This is a genomic window from Winogradskyella marina (assembly GCF_015645385.1).
Taxonomy (GTDB): Bacteria; Bacteroidota; Bacteroidia; order Flavobacteriales; family Flavobacteriaceae; genus Winogradskyella; species Winogradskyella marina.
The window spans coordinates 168,143-185,865 of sequence record NZ_JADOET010000006.1; the positions used below are offsets into that span (position 1 = coordinate 168,143).

Below are 17,723 nucleotides of genomic sequence, written 5' to 3' on the forward strand. Positions count from 1 at the left end.
AAAGAGTTTTTTTTATCTTATACGTTTGAAACCAACATTAGACATGAACGAAACCCTAAACTTCGATTTTTGTAATATGACAATTTATGATCATTATGTCATTGTTGTTGTAAATGAAGGCGTTATTGTCTCTACAGAACACAATAATACACTTATTAAAATAACAGAAACCTATTTTCCCAACAAACCCTTTGTTTATATTACACACAGAATCCATTCCTATTCTGTAAATCCTGAAGTTTATTCTAAAACTGCTCAAATTAAGAATTTAATTGGTTTGGTTGTAGTTTCAAAGAATTACCAAGCAAAAATTAATGCCAAAATTGAAAAAATGTTTTTCAAGAAACCTTTTGAGATTTTTTCAGAATTAGACGATGCTAAAGCTTGGGCTGAAGACTTAGTTGCCGAAAAATAAAATATACTAATCGAATGGGTCACTGTAGACATGATTGATAACTCCCTCGGTAATAATTACATCGTCACCTCCAATTATAGCACTTCCAGAGAATGTAGCACTAAAACAAGTGTTTTTATTCACAGTTACGTTACTTAGCAATTCTGATTGAACAAAATCACCTTCAGCTGAACTTGCATTTTGAACACGTAAATAATTGAACTCTTCAACAATATCAGAACCAGTTTTTTTATACGGAAGCTTTAAAGTTATTGCATGTGTATTTTGCTGAGGCGAATAAACTCCGTACGACATATACAAACTTAGCGTATGACCTGAACCGTCAGAATCTAAATCAATTCCTCTTCCAAAAATTTGAAATTCCATAATATCTCCGTTAATTTTCATTGTAGCAGATTCCGTTTGAGGACAAGGAACACTATCATCATCTTTTGAGCAAGAATTTAGAGTAAACAGACTAATAAAGACTAGTAATAACTGTTGAATTTTCATTTGTATGGACTCGTCTTATTTTAAGTTATAAGAATTCAAAAATAACTCTTCTATTTCTATATCTACATCTTTTAAAAATTGAATTGAAGCTTCTATTGAATCATGTAATACTTCATCAACCTTAATAAAAGGTACTACTTTTCTGTATTGCTCTAAAAACGATTCTAATAATGGTGATGTTTTTAAAGGTCTTCTAAATTCTATAGCTTGCGACGCATTCATCAACTCAATTGCTATAACACGTTCTACATTTTTAACTAAGGTATACGCTTGTGTGGCTGCATTAGCTCCCATACTTACGTGATCTTCTTGTCCGTTACTAGACACAATACTATCTATACTTGCTGGAGATGCCATTTGTTTATTAGCACTCACAATACTTGCTGCTGTATATTGCGGAATCATAAAACCAGAGTTCAATCCTGGATTATCCACCAAAAAAGCTGGCAGACCTCTTAAACCAGATACCAATTGAAATACACGACGTTCAGAAATGTTTCCTATTTCGGCCATAGCTATTTTTAAATAATCTAAGGCTAAAGCTAAAGGTTGACCGTGGAAGTTTCCACCCGAAATTATTAAATCTTCTTCATGAAAAATATTAGGATTATCCGTCACTGAATTGATTTCAGTTAAAATTACCTTTTCAACAAAGTCTAAAGTATCCTTTGTTGCTCCATGAACTTGAGGAATACAACGAAACGAATATGGATCTTGAACATGTTCTTTTTCGCGTGAAATGAGCTCACTTCCTTTTAAAAACTCATTAAATCGTCTTGCCACTTTACGCTGACCAGGATGTGGTCTTACGGCATGAACCAAATCATGAAAAGGGTCTAAACGTCCATCAAAAGCATCTAAAGAAATACTAGCAATGATATCTGCTAAATACGATGTTTTATGAGACATTAATAATAAATACACACCATACGCACTCATAAACTGTGTACCATTTAATAAGGCTAAACCTTCTTTGGTTTCAAGCCTAATCGGTTCCCAATTAAATTCTTCTAAAAGTGTAGCAGCCTCATATTCTTTATTGTTATGCACTACTTTTCCTTTTCCTAACAACGGTAATGCCAAATGAGCTAATGGAGCTAAATCTCCTGAAGCCCCTAAAGAACCTTGCGTAAATACAAATGGAAAAATATCATTATTAAAAAATTCAATTAAGCGCTCTACGGTTGCTAGCTGTACTCCACTGTGCCCATAACTCAACGATTGAATTTTTAAAAGCAACATCACTTTTACTATAGATTCTGGAACCCGTTCCCCAGTGCCACAGGCGTGAGACATCACTAAGTTTTCTTGCAATTGACTTAAATCTGAGTCAGAAATTTTTACATTATAAAGCGAACCAAACCCTGTATTAATGCCATACATTGGTTTTTTTTCATTCGCCAATTTATTATCTAAATAGGTTTTACATTTCTGTATCTTATGTGTCGATGCTTCTGATAGTTTTAGCTTCTTGTTTTTATAAAAAATATTATAAATTGTTACAATATCTAAAGCATCTGAAGAAATAATATGATAATTATCCATGAAGAGTTTATTAAAGGTCTTCAAAATTGAGAATTATTTTGGATTTTACCATACAATAATTAAAATTTCATTGAATTCTAACACAAAATAGTTTCGGTTTTTTGATAATTTAAAAATATAAGCACAACTCATTTGCAAATTATACAAAAAAACAGCGGTTTACACTTGAATTTTGATTTCTTAGCAATTAACAACTCATAGATAATTTTATCATAATTATAATATACTCCTCGCGCTTTAATTCTTATTTTTGTTTTCAAATTTTGGTAAAAAAGCATATTAAACTGTAATCATTTTAACTAATGAACTAACAGTATCCTGCTTATAAACATTGAAAAAATAAACTAACACATGAAACGATTATTATTACTTTGCATTACAGCTACAATTTTTGCTTGCGAAGGAGAACCTAAAAATTATGTAACACTATCTGGACAAATTGCAAATCCTGATGAAAGTAAAACCTTAAAGGTTTTTAATAGAGATAATTACGAAAAAATCATTAACTTAAATGATGATGGTACTTTTAGCGATACTCTAAAAGTTGAGGCTGGCGATTTTAACTTTCAACATGGAAAAGAATATGGGCAAATCTACTTAGAGAACGACAATGAAACATCTTTAGAAACTGATTATGAGAGTTTTATTGACTCTATGGTTTTTAAAGGAGATGCTTCAGATCTAAATAACTTTTCAGTACAATCGTTTTTAATTTCTAAAACTTACTTTACTGAAGAACTCGTCGGTTCAAGCGATATGAACAAAGTAGAAGAAGCTATTGCAGATTATAAATCGGCTTACGAAGCGTTAAAGGAGAAATATACAGATGTAGATTCTACTCATGTTGCTATGATGGACAGAAATATAAACATGTCTGTGGATCAAATTAAAAAATTCATGGAGGCTAAACAAGCGACTCTTAATGCGTTTCCAAAAGGGACTCCATCTCCAAGCTTTGAGGATTATGAAAATTACGCTGGTGGATCAACATCACTTTCTGACTTAAAAGGTAAGTTTGTATATATTGATTTATGGGCAACTTGGTGTGGTCCTTGTATTAAGGAAATACCTTCGCTTAAAAAAGTTGAAAAGCAATACGAAGACAAAAACATTGAATTCGTTAGCATTTCAGTTGATGAAGGTCGTGGCTACAAAGGTGATGCTGATGCAGCATATGAAGGCTGGAAAAAAATGGTAGATGAAAAAGAATTAAGTGGTATGCAATTAATAGCAGACAATGGTTTTATGTCACAGTTTATCCAAGACTATAAGGTTAATGGTATTCCAAGATTTATATTAATTGACCCTAATGGAGATATCGTGAGTGCTGATGCTCCAAGACCTTCTAGTTCTAGTTTAATAGATTTATTTAACGAGTTGAATATCTAAATTAAAAACTCAACATTTATAAAAAAGCCTATTTAAGCAATCTTAAATAGGCTTTTTTTTTATTGCTTTTTCTGTTCTGGCTCTTGTTGGTTGTCTTCCTGTTGCTGTTCTGGTTGCTTAAACAAATCGATATAAGCCTCTCCGAGAGTTTCAATAATGTGTCTCGCTATTAAACTTTGGTAACCGTAATCTTCTATAGAGATATCGCCTGATTTTCCATGTAAATACACACCAAAAATAGTTGCAGCCAAAGGAGAATAGTTTTGCGCTATTAATCCAGAAATCACTCCTGTTAATACATCTCCACTTCCTGCTGTTGCCATTCCCGGATTTCCTGTGGTGTTGATATATAATTTGTTTTTGTTTACTGTAATAGAGTGTGCTCCTTTAATTAAGACAATAACATTATACTTTTCTGAAAATGCTTTAACCCTTTTAAGCATATCAAAATCATCTGTCCATTGGCCTACTAAGCGCTCTAGCTCTTTTAAGTGTGGAGTTAAAACGGTTTGTTTTGGTAACAGTTTTAAGAGCGATTTGTTTTGTGCTATTATATTTAAGCCGTCGGCATCAATAACTAATGCTGTTTTATTTTTCTTCAGAAATGCTTCAATGGCATTCACCGTTTCTTCCGAAGTACCAAGGCCTACTCCAACACCAATGACAGTTGGTTCAATTTCAAAATTAATATTTGAAATATGTGTTTCAGAGTCATCTGTAATAACCATTACTTCTGGTATAGCTGTTTGTAAACTGTGATAACCACATTTAGGAGTATATGCAGTAACCAAACCTGCACCAGCACTTAAGGCGGCTCTACTCGCTAAATTAACAGCTCCGATTTTACCATAACTTCCTCCTAAAATCATAACATGGCCAAAATCACCCTTATGCGCAAACTTTTTTCTTGGCTGATAAATGGGTAAAACTTCATGCTTAGAAATCAATTCAACTTCGGTTTCGGTTTGCATTAAATAGTCCCGATCTATACCAATATCTAACACTTCCCATTGCGTGGTGTATTTTTCTGTCTTAGGTAAAAAGAATACCAACTTAGGTGACTGAAAACTCAATGTATAACCTGCAAATACAACAGCATCATCATCTTCTACTGCTTTATCTGAATACAAACCTGAAGGCATATCAATAGACAAGGTGAAGGCTTTAGAAGCTTTAAATTTTTGAAATAAGGCTTTTACCCAATCATTTGGTGGTCTATTCAACCCAATACCAAAAATAGCATCGACAATAATATCATCGGCTCCAATTTGAATGTCTGCAAATTCTTCCTTGCAGCTCAACATTGTTGGCCATGTTTTAGTCACATTTTTAATACGATCATAATTAACCAAAAAATCTTTAGAACGCTTATCACTACAGTTTACAATATAAGTAGCCACATTGTAACCATGCGTTATTAAATGTCGCGCCAAAACAAGTCCATCGCCACCATTATTTCCAATACCACAAAACACATGAATTGGTACTTGTGCACCTTGCATACGCGCATGCATCCAATTAAAAATTTGTGTTCCTGCACGCTCCATTAAGTCTGTAGAGGTAATATTTTGGCGTTCTGCAGTTAGTTTGTCTCCTTCGTAAATTTGTTCTTTAGAAAATAACTTCATGTGTTTATATCTGTTTATTTTAACTTATATGGAACGTCCACATAATGATCTGATTTAGGGATGGAAATTTCTTTGTGTTTGTTTCTCACAATCGTTTTAAAAGCCTTGAAAAATAGCTGATTCCATTTCATTATTATTAGAAAGACCTATCCTTTTTTAATAAATCCCTAAAAAGGTACGATTTGTTTTTTTTTTGTTGTAAAAATAATACATTTGATATGTAATGAATAAAAAAATAAACATATCAGCAATTTCTAATGCACAGTCAATGTGTATTTCTATGTTTATTATTTCAACACGAATTACCCTTTGGGGTAATTTATAATATGCTCTCCGTTCCTTATTGTCTATATAGACATTTTATTCTCTTAAACTATAAATTAATATGAAAGTTCTCAAATTTGGTGGAACATCTGTAGGTTCAGCCGAAAACATAAATAAAGTCATCTCTATTTTAGATCAACAATCTAAAACAACCAATATTGCTGTTGTGGTTTCTGCCGTTGGTGGCATAACTGATAAGCTATTAGAAGCTGCAAGTTTAGCTTGTGATAAAAACCTAGACTATAAACAGAAATACGATACCATATGGTCAATCCATAATTCTGTCATTGAAGGACTGTTTTCAAACACCAAAAATGATAAGGCACTTCAAAAACAACAAGACGAATTACAAGAGTTAGTTTCAGAAAAACTAAATGCTTTAAAAAGTCTGTTAAACGGTATTTATCTCATCAATGAATTGTCACCAAAAACTAAGGATAAATTATTGAGTTTTGGCGAAGATTTGTCTTCAACAATTATTTACCACACCTTACATTCAAGATCCGTAGATGCGACCTTAAAAAATTCGCAAGAACTTATTACAACAGATGCTAATTTTAATAATGCAACCGTAAACTTTAAAATTACGAACCCTAAAATTCAATCCTTTTTTGAGTCAAACTCAAAAGCCATTGTTTTACTACCAGGTTTTGTGTCTAAATCTGTAAATGGAGACATTACCACCTTAGGTCGTGGTGGATCAGATTATACAGCTGCCATTATTGCTGCGGCAATGGAAGTAGATGAATTACAAATCTGGACAGACGTTAGTGGTATGTATACCACCAATCCAAAACTAGTAAAGCAAGCTGCACCAATTGTAGAATTATCGTATAAAGAAGCTGTGGAATTATCGCATTTTGGAGCCAAGGTTTTATATCCACCAACAGTAATGCCAGTGCTTAAAAAGAAGATTCCGATTGTGATTAAAAACACGTTAGATCCTGAAGCTATAGGCACAACGATTACGCAGAATGTAACACCAAATGGAAATTCGCCAGTAAAAGGTATTAGTAATATAGATAACGTCGCCTTACTCACTTTACAAGGTAACGGTATGGTTGGTGTTCCTGGTTTTAGTAAACGCTTATTTGAAACATTAGCTCAAGAAAAAATTAATATCATTTTAATTACGCAATCTTCTTCTGAACATACCATTTGTATTGGAATATCAGATTTTGATGCACAACGTGCTAAGGAAGCAGTTGATGCCGTTTTTGAATATGAAATTACACTTCATAAAATTGATCCTATTGTACTAGAAACCAACTTATCTATCATTGCTGTAATTGGAGATAAAATGAAAAATCACCAAGGTATAAGTGGAAAGATGTTTAGCACACTTGGTAAAAACAATGTGAATATTAGAGCTATTGCGCAAGGAGCTTCTGAACGAAATATTTCGGCTGTAATTCATAAAAATGATGTAAAAAAAGCATTAAATAGTTTACACGAACAGTTTTTTGAAATCAAAACCAAACAAATCAATTTATTTATTACTGGAGTTGGTAATGTTGGCGAACGACTTATTGAACAAATAAAACAACAAAAAGCCTATTTAAAAGAAAACTTCAAAATTAGCCTAAGAGTTGCTGGATTATCAAATTCTAGAACCATGGTTGTCAATGATGATGGTGTCAATTTAAAAAACTGGAAAAAGGAACTTGAAAATGGTGAAAAAGCGCGTTTAGATGGCTTCTTTGAGCATGCCAAAAACCTAAACTTAAGAAACTCTGTTTTTATAGATATAACAGCAAACGAAGCTGTTTCTAATATGTATAGCCATTATCTAAAAGAAAGTATTTCTGTTGTGGCTTGTAACAAAATTGCCTGCTCAGGTAACATTGAATACTACAACGAATTAAAAGCCTTATCAAGACAATATAATGCGGCATTTTTATTTGAAACTAACGTTGGTGCAGGTTTGCCTGTCTTAGATACTTTAGGTCATTTAATAGCTTCGGGCGATAAAGTAAATACAATCCAAGCTGTCTTATCTGGAAGTCTTAACTTTATTTTCAATAATTTTAATGCAGAAACCACCTTTCACGATATTGTAAAACAAGCACAACAAGAAGGTTATACAGAACCAGATCCTAGAATAGATTTAAGTGGAATTGATGTCGCTAGAAAAGTCTTAATTTTAGCTAGAGAAAGTGGTCATGCCGTCGAATTATCTGATTTAACTAGCGAAAGTTTCTTAACTGAAAAGGCATCAAACTCTGATACGGTTGATGATTTTTTCCAAACATTAATAGAAGACGAATCGTATTACCAAGGGTTATTCAAATCGGCTCAAGACAATAACTGTCAATTAAAATTTGTAGCAGAATTTAATGATGGAAAAGCTAAAGTTGGACTTCAAGAAATTCCTGAAGGACATCCGTTTTATAATCTAAAAGGAAAAGACAATATTGTAATGTTTTACACACAACGTTATCCTGAGCAACCTCTAATTATTAAAGGTGCTGGTGCTGGTGCAGATGTTACAGCTTCTGGTTTGTTTGCAGATATCATTAGAATTGCTAATAATTAAAATGAAAAAAGTTATTTAGTTATTTAGGCTGTCTGAACAACTCAATAACATAATAACTCAATAACTCATTATCATGAATGAAATAAAAATATTTTCGCCTGCAACTGTGGCAAATGTAGCATGTGGGTTTGATGTTCTAGGCTTTTGTATCGATACTATTGGTGATGAGATGGTCATTAGAAAAACAGAAGAAAAAGGTATTAAAATCACTAAAATAGAAGGTTACGATTTACCCTTTGAAGCTGAGAAAAATGTTGCTGGAGTTTCTGCTTTAGCCATGTATAATGATTTACAACCCAATTGTGGATTTGAAATTGAAATCTACAAAAAGATAAAACCAGGAAGTGGTATAGGAAGTAGTTCTGCAAGTGCTGCAGGAAGCGTCTATGGAATGAACGAGCTTTTGGGAAGACCATTAGATAAAACCAAGCTCACGTACTTTGCCATGAAAGGCGAAGCGTTGGCAAGTCAGTGCGAACATGCCGATAATTTAGCTCCTGCAATTTTTGGAGGGTTTACATTGGTTAAAAGCGCGAGTCCATTACAGATTTTAGAGCTACCTACTCCATCAGATCTATTTGTGACCTTAATTCATCCACAAATTGAAATTAAAACATCAGAATCTAGAGCGATTTTACCCAAAGAGATTCCACTGAGTAATGCCATTGCGCAATGGGCTAATGTTGGTAGTTTGGTTCATGCTTTACATACTTCAGATTACAATTTAATTAAAGAAGCGTTGCATGATGTTGTTATAGAACCCTATCGCAAGCAATTGATTCCACATTTTGATGACGTAAAAAATGCGGCATTAAAAGCTGGAGCCTTAGGTTGTGCGATTTCAGGATCTGGACCTTCAATTTTTATGTTGAGTAAAAGTGAAGATACAGCTCGGAATGTTGAAAAAGCCATTAGAAAAATATATTCAAACACAGATATCGTATTTGAAACTTATGTTTCTAAGATTAATGTTGAAGGCATTCGAGCGTTATAAAAGACATTCAGAATACGTCGAACTAAAAGTTATAAAACGAAGCTTCACCGAGAGTTTTCTTTAAATAGTTAACTTAATTGAAGCGCATACTAATTTAGAACACATTTAAAAATGAATTACTATAGTTTAAACAAAAAAGCACCAAATACAACCTTTGAAGATGCTGTTGTTAGAGGATTAGCACCAGATAAAGGTTTATATTTTCCTGAATCAATTACGCCTTTAGAAGATTCGTTTTTAGAAAACATTGAGCATAAATCAAACACAGAAATTGCGTTTGAAGCCATTAAGCAGTTCATAGTTCCTGAGATTCCAGAGGATGTTCTAAAATCAATTATTGAAGATACTTTAAATTTCGATTTTCCTGTTGTAGAAATTAACGAAAACATTTCAACATTAGAATTGTTTCATGGACCAACAATGGCGTTTAAAGATGTTGGCGCGCGTTTTATGGCGCGATGTTTAGGGTATTTTAACCAAACCAACACTAATGATGTTACTGTTTTAGTTGCCACATCTGGAGATACTGGAGGTGCTGTTGCTAATGGATTTTTAGGAGTAAAAGGTGTTAATGTCGTAATTCTTTATCCAAGTGGTAAAGTAAGTGATATTCAAGAAAAGCAGTTAACAACCCTCGGTAAAAATATTACAGCATTAGAAGTTAATGGTGTTTTTGATGATTGCCAAGACATGGTAAAACAAGCATTTACAGATAGAGAGTTAACAGACAAAATGCAATTGACTTCTGCAAACTCTATAAATATAGCGCGTTGGTTACCACAGCTTTTTTATTTTATGTTTACGTATAAGCAATTAAAATCCAAACATAAAGATATCGCATTTTCAGTACCAAGTGGTAATTTTGGAAATATCTGTGCTGGAATGGTTGCGCAAAAATTAGGTTTACCTGTTAAACATTTTATTGCTGCTAATAATGCTAATGATACGGTTGTAAATTATATGCTATCTCAAACATATTCACCAAAACCATCTGTACAAACCATTAGTAATGCCATGGATGTTGGTAATCCTAGTAATTTTATTAGAATACAAGAGTTACACGATAATGATTTTGATGCTTTAAAATCTAATTTATCTACGTACAGCTATTCAGACGATGATACAAGATCAGCATTGTTAGAGTTACATAACGATTTTAATTATGTAGCAGATCCACATGGAGCGGTTGGATATTTGGGTGCAAAAGACTATTTAAAATCTAACGATGCACATGTAGTGTTTTTAGAAACTGCACATCCAACAAAATTCTTAGACATTGTTGAGGACGTTATTAGAGAAAACATTGATTTACCAGCTCAAATTGAAGCTGTAATGGATAAGGAAGGTGAGTCTATTGAAATTGGTACGTATGAAGAATTAAAAAGCTTTTTATTGGCATAATTATTCTTTCTTTAGAAATGCTTATGTAAAAAATATGCCTAAAACCCTATACACCATATATGTCATAGAACTTTCTAAACGTGTGTATACGGAAAACACAAAGTTCAGAAATGCAAATCCTCAGTTTAATGGCGTTTTAGAATGTTTGTACGTTGGCATGACGAGCAAAACACCCAAAGAACGCTTTCTTCAGCATAAAACAGGCTATCGGAATAAAAAAGGACACAAACTATCTTCAAATATTGTTGAGAAATATGGCACGTATTTGCGACCGAGTTTATACAACCATATCGATCCCTTTTTTACTAGAGCTGAAGCCATAAAAGCCGAAGAACAAATTGCGTTAGAATTACGTCGCGAAGGTTATGCGGTTTGGTTTAATTGAACTAATTTAAAAGTAATCACAAAAAAACAGTACCTATAATTAGATACTGTTTTTTAAAATTTTATAGAAAACACCTAAACTGAATCTTCTATTTATAAAATAAAGCGAACTTATTATCTAGAATAATTAGGCGCTTCCTTAGTAATAGTGACATCATGAGGATGACTTTCATTGATACCAGAACTTGTAATTTTCACAAAGCGTCCGTTTTCTTTTAAGGCTTCAATATCTTTTGCACCACAATAGCCCATTCCTGCTCTAAGGCCACCAATAAATTGATGAATACTTTCTACCAATTCACCTTTATATGGCACACGACCAACAATACCTTCTGGTACTAATTTTTTAATATCGTCTTCAACATCTTGGAAATAACGATCTTTACTACCTTTTTTCATGGCTTCAACCGATCCCATGCCGCGATAAGATTTAAACTTTCGACCTTCGTAAATAATCGTTTCACCTGGACTTTCTTTTGTTCCTGCTAAAAGCGATCCTAACATTACTGTATCTGCACCAGCAGCAATAGCTTTAGGAATATCTCCTGTATATCTAATGCCACCATCTGCAATCACTGGCACACCTGTGCCTTTAATCGCTGCTGAAACTTCTAGAACTGCAGAAAACTGAGGAAAACCTACACCTGCCACTACTCTAGTTGTACAAATTGAACCTGGTCCAATACCCACTTTTACGGCATCTGCTCCGGCTTCTACTAAATATTTTGCTGCTTCACCTGTCGCAATGTTTCCAACGATAACTTCAAGTTGAGGAAACAGTTTTTTAATTTCTTTTAAAACAGCAACAACACCTTTTGTGTGCCCGTGAGCTGTATCAATTATTACGGCATCAACACCTGCATTTACTAATGCCGAAGCACGTTCTACGGCATCACCTGTAACACCAATGGCCGCAGCGACACGCAATCTTCCATAGGTATCTTTATTAGCATTTGGTTTCTGTGTTACTTTTGTAATATCTCTAAATGTAATCAGTCCTTTTAGGATGTAATTATCATCTACAATTAATAATTTTTCAATTTTATTCTGTTGAAGAATTTGTTCGGCATCTTTTAATGAGGTTCCTACAGCAGCAGTCACTAAACGCTCCTTGGTCATTACATCCACAATAGGTTTTTTACCATCGTGTTCAAAACGTAAATCTCTATTGGTTACAATGCCTTTTAAGGTTCCATTATCACCAACAATAGGAATACCACCAATACTGTGTTCTGCCATATTTGATTTTGCATCAAAAACCGTAGCAGTTAAGGGTAAGGTTACCGGATCGATAATCATGCCGCTTTCAGCACGTTTTACACGTCTCACCTTATCGGCTTGTTGCTCTATGGTCATGTTTTTATGCAATACACCAATACCACCTTCTTGTGCCATAGCAATTGCCATTTTACTTTCGGTAACCGTATCCATTGCTGCAGAAATCACAGGAATGTTAATCGTAATGTTTCGTGTAAATTTGGTTTGAATATTAACTTCGCGAGGAAGAATTTCAGAAAATGCTGGAACTAAGAGTACGTCATCATAAGTGAGACCTTCTCCAACAATTTTAGTTTCGTGTGCTGTCATGGCAATTAAGATTTAATTGCGTGCAAAGATAAGCTAATATTTACAATCTAGTGTTACTAAAACGTAACTTCTAATGTTGTAAACCAATTACGAGGAGCAGATGGTATGATACCAGGTCCAGGATAACCTGTAGCACGTCGTGTAAAGTAAGCATTATCTAATACATTATTGACACCCGTTTCTAATTTAAACCTTTTATAGCGATAAGATATTGAGAGGTCTAAAATGTCATATTCAGGAATTTCACCAATGACGCCACTTAAATTGGATGCAACAGAATTAGTAGCGTCCGTAAATTGTCTTCCTAAATACGTGTATTGCATATTCGCCATAAGATTTTTATAGCCGAATTTTAAGCCTGTTTTTAAATTTAAATCTGGCACAAATTCTACCTTGTTACTTTTAATTCCGGGTTGTTCAGAGTTGGTATATTCTGAAGAAATAAAAGAGGTATTAATATAATAATTAAAACTGAAATCGGTATTCAGTTTTAAGATTTTCTTCAAGTTAAAATCAAATAAAGATTCTACACCATACATCACCGCGTCACCAATATTACCACGTTCACTAACAACACTTCCGTCCTCCTGTTCTTTTTGAACAAAACCTATTCGATTATTGTATAATAAGGCGAAGGCACCAACATCATAGGATACGATATTATTATAATTTCCCCTTAAACCAAAATCTAACGTAAACCCATCTTCATCCGTAATGTCAGGATTAATGGCAAAAGCAGGGTTTACAATATTTATATCTGAAAAGGTTACAGAACGATAGTTTTGTGAAATATTAGCGTAAGCTTCTAAATTTGTGGTAGGTTTATAACTTAAACCTAAGCCTAATAACACAAAATTGCGTTCAAAATCACGATTATCTTCTACAGTGTCTTCAAAAATAACATTACCTGCCGCATCTGTATTTATGCGTTTATACGCCCCTTCACTTTGTGTTTTTATATACTCGAATCTAAACCCTGGCGTCACAGAAAATTTATCATTCAGATAGAAGATATTTTCACCAAAGACTGCAACATTTAGATTTGGAAAATCAAAATCGGATTGATCTGAATAGTTCGGAAATTCGTCGGTTCTGATATTAAAATCGGGACCTATTCCATCGGAACCTGGCCCTTGTTGTTGACTGTTATTAGCCTTGTAAAATTTAGAACCGATTAAAAAGGTGGCCTCTTTATTAAATATGTGATACTTGCTTAATAATCGTGCTTCAAAACCATAATTATTGAAATCACCTTTTATTAAATCGCGCTCTGTATTAGGATCTACCTGATCGACACGATTGGTTCTAAAGCCTAATGCATTTCTTGAAGCATTCAACCCGAAAAAATTAAATGTAAAATTAGTAGCTTCTGAAAATTGATGGGCTAATTTAAAATTGTAGAGTAACCAATCTACTTCAAACCAATTTCGAGCTCTATTACTTTGGTAAGGATCTTCATTAAACATGGTATCGGTTAAACCACCGGCTTGTTGTGCTAAATAATCTAAATATGTAAGTTCGGCAGTAACAGACGTATTTTTATTAAATTGATAACCAATATGAGCGTATATGTTTTTAGATTCGAACTCTGAATTCGGCCTAAAACCATCGCCTTTTTTATAATTGAAAAAGGTATAATAACTCCATTTATTGCTCGTCCCACTAAGGCTGGTAAAATTAGTGTACAAGCCAAAACTTCCTAAAGTATTCCTAGTAATGACTTCTAATGGTTTGTTAGGATTTGGTTCTTTCATTACAAAATTAATGAGTCCTCCAAACTGCGTTCCATATTGTAAAGATGCCGCTCCACGGATAACTTGTATTTGTTTTAATCCTTCTGAAGCTGGGGAATAATAACTTTCAGGATATCCTAGGACGTCTGCGCTAATATCGTAACCATTTTGCCTCGTATTAAAATTTGCGGTTCTATTAGGGTCTAAACCTCTACCACCGATATTGAGTTGTAGTCCGGCATCATCATTCTGATAAATATTTAAACCTGCGACTTGGCTGTAAAGTTGCCTCGCATTATTTGTGGCCAAATTGGCCATAGATTCTTCGACTAAAACCACCTCTGTTTTCTTTCCGGCATAAATTGCAGTTTCTTCAACATCCTTTAATCTACTTAAATTAAAAACCTTAGATCTTCGCGCTGTAATTTCAACGACCGTTAAGGCTTCGCCAATGGTCTCTAATTGCTGGTTTAAAACAACATCATTTTCAACGGTGATTGTAATTTCTAGTATTTTAAATTCATAAGAAAAATACACCAAATTCAAGGTTTGCTTTTGGGTTGTAAATTCATAATAGCCATTGGCATCGGACTTGGCCAATAAACCAGAAACTTTATCATAAACCTCCACATTTTTCACCGGTTCTTGGGTTTCCCGATTGGTAATAATACCAGATACCTTTTGTTGTGCATGGAGTGCAAATGCAAACAAAACAATTATTATAAATGTACTAAAGTCCTTTAATGTCATCTTTAAATGGTAAAATCCAATTTTTGGGTTCAAATGATTCTGTTTGTTTTAGCAAATCCACTTTGGGGTCAATGTAGCGTTCACTAGAGCGACCGTTTAGAGCCACAAAACTATCGACGTAAATTTCAATATTTTTATGCCCTTGTGATGCAAAATGCTGTTCTAAATATTTGGCATACTCTAGAATAAAATCGGGCTGTGTGCTCATTTGTTTCTCTTGAAACGGTGTTAAAAAATCTGAATTATCTACAGAAAATGAATGTCCAGATACGGGATCAACCACTTTAAATTCTGTATAACCTGCTTTTTCCATTAACATGACACGCCAAGAAAAACGATAGCCTTCTTCGGTCCAAAATAATTCGTTAGGATACAACAAATAACGAAACGGCAAAAGTAATTGAATCGTAAAAAATAAACCTAAGATTGGCAAAATTATCTTTTGATTTTGAAATTTATAATTCGAAATTTCAATAGTAGCGACTTTTAGCTTTAAAACGCTGAATAATTTTCGAAATCCATTTAAAATACGCTCATGTACATCGGCATCGAAAAAAATTAGAGTTGCTACAATCATGACATAAGGAAACATTCCAATAGGAAACAACACTCTTGTAAAGACATGGAAAAACACAATTAATGCAAAAGCAAAACCCCGTGTGCGCTTATAAAGCATAAAAAAAGGAATGCTTAGATCATATAACATTCCAGACCAACTCATGGCCATATGAAACCATTCTTGTTGCATCACATTTTCGCCAATAAAAGGTAAATCATATTTGGAAGGCAACCATATTTTTAAAGGCATGGTTTTACATAACCAATCACTATTTATTTTGGCCAAACCGGCATAGACATAAACGATTCCTAATAACAGTTTTATGCTATTAATAGTCCATTTCGGAATTTGACGGTATTCCTTTTTTCTAATTATAGCGTCTAAAGAGAAGTACGCATTGGCGGGTAAAAAACACATTAAAAAACTCAATATACTTATAAAATAGTAATGATTGAGGTATGTAGTTTTATCCATAAATTCGATATAGGTAAAACTTATAAAGAACGTGATAATGGCGATGCGATATTTTAATCCTAAGGCCACAAAGACTGCAGATAAACCGCATATTACAAATAGAAGATATGTATAATTACCGATAGGTTTTACCCATTCAAAACCATAATACGAAAAGTGAAATTGAGGTTCTAAGTACAGTTTTTCAATCCAACCATAAGACCAAAACCTAATAATGCTTGCTAACATCATGAGACCAAAACCTATTCTGAACACAGCCAACGGCGCAGGATGGGTTTGTTTATTGAAATATGATGTAAGTTTAATTAGCATAATGCAAAAAAAGGATTCTTATTGAATAAGAATCCTTTTTGAATTTAATTTTTTAATTCTAGTCACCATCAGCATCAACATAATCGACACTAACATTTAAGGCTTGTAACATATCAACCTTTAGTAAAACCACAGCCATTTGCAAAGCATCATAAGCTTCGGTCATTTTAGTGTTATCCATGGCAATCTGGTCCGCAAAACTATCATCTAAGGTATTAATTTTAGATTGTGCGGTATCAAACTGATTATTTATAAGTACACTTAAATCTTCCCCATTTTTTATGGTATTTAGGTAGTCTAAATAAGAGGACAAACTTTCTCCTGTGGTAGTGCTGTTATAATGTTTTCCATTAAAAAAATCTTTCACAGCGGTTAATGCTTCTGTTGCTAGCGTTTTTGAAATATCACTTCTATAATAAGCTTCTACTTTATCTGGCAACGGCGTTGTAGAGAAATTACCGGCAGGAATCCCAATTTTATTGGCTCTTAATCCTTTTTCGTAATAAAACATAAAATCGTTAATCAGTTTATTAATAGATCCTGTAGCCGTATTATTGGCATTATCGATAAACGTCTGACTGTAGGTTGCCCAACTTTGCGTGACATCTTGCGTTAGCGATTCCATTTGATTTACTAAATCTGAAACATAAGCCAAATATTTAGCCGCATCTGCATTTGATGTATAATAGCTTAATATATCCATATCGTTATCCGCCAAGCCATATAACATATAGTCTAAAGCAGGAAAACCAACCGCGTCATTATTATTAACATTAGCTAAATCATAATTCTGAGATTGAATATTATTTTGAATATCTGTAATATTTGTGGGATAGATATTCATCTGGTACCCAAAATTAATCTCTTCGGCTCTACCGATATTAAACATTTCAGCAGATTGCCATATTTTATAGGCATTAAACCAAGCCGTCCTGAATGAATCTAGATTGGCTTGAGTAGGTGCATTTACAAAACTATCTTTTTCAGTTACCATATTGGTCACTGCGATATTTAAATCTTCATAAACCGGAACAATAATATTATCCGCCCAATTGGTTAACATCGCAGTTCTGTCAAAATTATCGGTTACACCTCCTGAACTCTCATCGGAAGAGCTACATGCCACGGCTAGTGCAGTGATTGTTAAGATTAAAAAAGCTTTCTTTAACATAGTTATTATTTTTTAAATTGTAAAAACAA

At 33.6% G+C, this 17,723-nt stretch carries 13 protein-coding genes; 6 read left to right on the forward strand and 7 right to left on the reverse strand.

Features of this window, described 5'->3' with window-relative positions:
• Window positions 1-43: 43 nt before the first annotated feature.
• On the forward strand, window positions 44-415 hold the full coding sequence (locus tag ITJ86_RS09080; protein WP_195871319.1) for a hypothetical protein: 372 nt from the start codon (window positions 44-46) through the stop codon (window positions 413-415).
• 6 nt (window positions 416-421) lie between these two features.
• On the opposite strand, the gene ITJ86_RS09085 is transcribed toward ITJ86_RS09080, so the two are convergent.
• Together ITJ86_RS09085 and hutH are read right to left on the reverse strand one after the other, a co-directional pair.
• Entirely contained in the window at window positions 422-907 is a 486-nt protein-coding gene (locus ITJ86_RS09085; RefSeq protein ID WP_195871320.1) for a hypothetical protein, read from the reverse strand.
• A gap of 15 nt (window positions 908-922) precedes the next feature.
• The gene (gene hutH / locus ITJ86_RS09090) at window positions 923-2,452 is read right to left on the reverse strand and encodes a histidine ammonia-lyase (RefSeq protein WP_195871321.1); all 1,530 of its coding nucleotides are present in this window, start codon (window positions 2,450-2,452) and stop codon (window positions 923-925) included.
• Between the two features lie 351 nt (window positions 2,453-2,803).
• On the opposite strand from hutH, the gene ITJ86_RS09095 reads away from it, so the two are divergent.
• Window positions 2,804-3,841 (forward strand): TlpA family protein disulfide reductase, encoded by a 1,038-nt coding sequence (locus tag ITJ86_RS09095; RefSeq protein ID WP_195871322.1) that lies wholly within the window; start codon window positions 2,804-2,806, stop codon window positions 3,839-3,841.
• Window positions 3,842-3,900: 59 nt separating this feature from the next.
• On the opposite strand, the gene ITJ86_RS09100 is transcribed toward ITJ86_RS09095, so the two are convergent.
• Window positions 3,901-5,469, reverse strand: coding sequence for an NAD(P)H-hydrate dehydratase (locus ITJ86_RS09100; RefSeq protein WP_195871323.1), 1,569 nt, complete (start codon window positions 5,467-5,469; stop codon window positions 3,901-3,903).
• Between the two features lie 385 nt (window positions 5,470-5,854).
• On the opposite strand from ITJ86_RS09100, the gene thrA reads away from it, so the two are divergent.
• From thrA to ITJ86_RS09120, 4 genes are all read left to right on the forward strand, one after another.
• On the forward strand, window positions 5,855-8,329 hold the full coding sequence (thrA, locus tag ITJ86_RS09105; protein ID WP_195871324.1) for a bifunctional aspartate kinase/homoserine dehydrogenase I: 2,475 nt from the start codon (window positions 5,855-5,857) through the stop codon (window positions 8,327-8,329).
• Between the two features lie 73 nt (window positions 8,330-8,402).
• Entirely contained in the window at window positions 8,403-9,323 is a 921-nt protein-coding gene (locus tag ITJ86_RS09110) for a homoserine kinase (RefSeq protein ID WP_195871325.1), read from the forward strand.
• Window positions 9,324-9,434: 111 nt separating this feature from the next.
• Window positions 9,435-10,724 carry a threonine synthase gene (gene thrC, locus ITJ86_RS09115; protein ID WP_195871326.1) on the forward strand — a complete coding sequence of 430 codons (1,290 nt, stop codon included), beginning with the start codon at window positions 9,435-9,437 and terminating at the stop codon, window positions 10,722-10,724.
• 34 nt (window positions 10,725-10,758) lie between these two features.
• Entirely contained in the window at window positions 10,759-11,109 is a 351-nt protein-coding gene (locus ITJ86_RS09120; RefSeq protein ID WP_195871327.1) for a ribose-5-phosphate isomerase, read from the forward strand.
• Between the two features lie 113 nt (window positions 11,110-11,222).
• Here the strand turns inward: ITJ86_RS09120 and guaB are convergent, their stop codons facing one another.
• Genes guaB through ITJ86_RS09140 form a run of 4 tightly spaced genes read right to left on the reverse strand, consistent with a single transcriptional unit; the run spans window position 11,223 to window position 17,694 of the window.
• A complete protein-coding gene (gene guaB, locus ITJ86_RS09125) occupies window positions 11,223-12,695 on the reverse strand; it encodes an IMP dehydrogenase (protein WP_195871328.1) in 1,473 nt (490 codons plus the stop codon).
• Window positions 12,696-12,751: 56 nt separating this feature from the next.
• Window positions 12,752-15,178: a TonB-dependent receptor domain-containing protein gene (locus tag ITJ86_RS09130; RefSeq protein WP_195871377.1), complete on the reverse strand. Its 2,427-nt coding sequence runs from the start codon at window positions 15,176-15,178 to the stop codon at window positions 12,752-12,754.
• Window positions 15,159-16,523 carry an HTTM domain-containing protein gene (locus tag ITJ86_RS09135; protein WP_195871329.1) on the reverse strand — a complete coding sequence of 455 codons (1,365 nt, stop codon included), beginning with the start codon at window positions 16,521-16,523 and terminating at the stop codon, window positions 15,159-15,161. Before ITJ86_RS09135 ends, ITJ86_RS09130 begins: the two co-directional genes overlap by 20 nt.
• Before the next feature lie 58 nt (window positions 16,524-16,581).
• Window positions 16,582-17,694, reverse strand: coding sequence for an imelysin family protein (locus ITJ86_RS09140; protein ID WP_195871330.1), 1,113 nt, complete (start codon window positions 17,692-17,694; stop codon window positions 16,582-16,584).
• Window positions 17,695-17,723 lie beyond the last annotated feature (29 nt).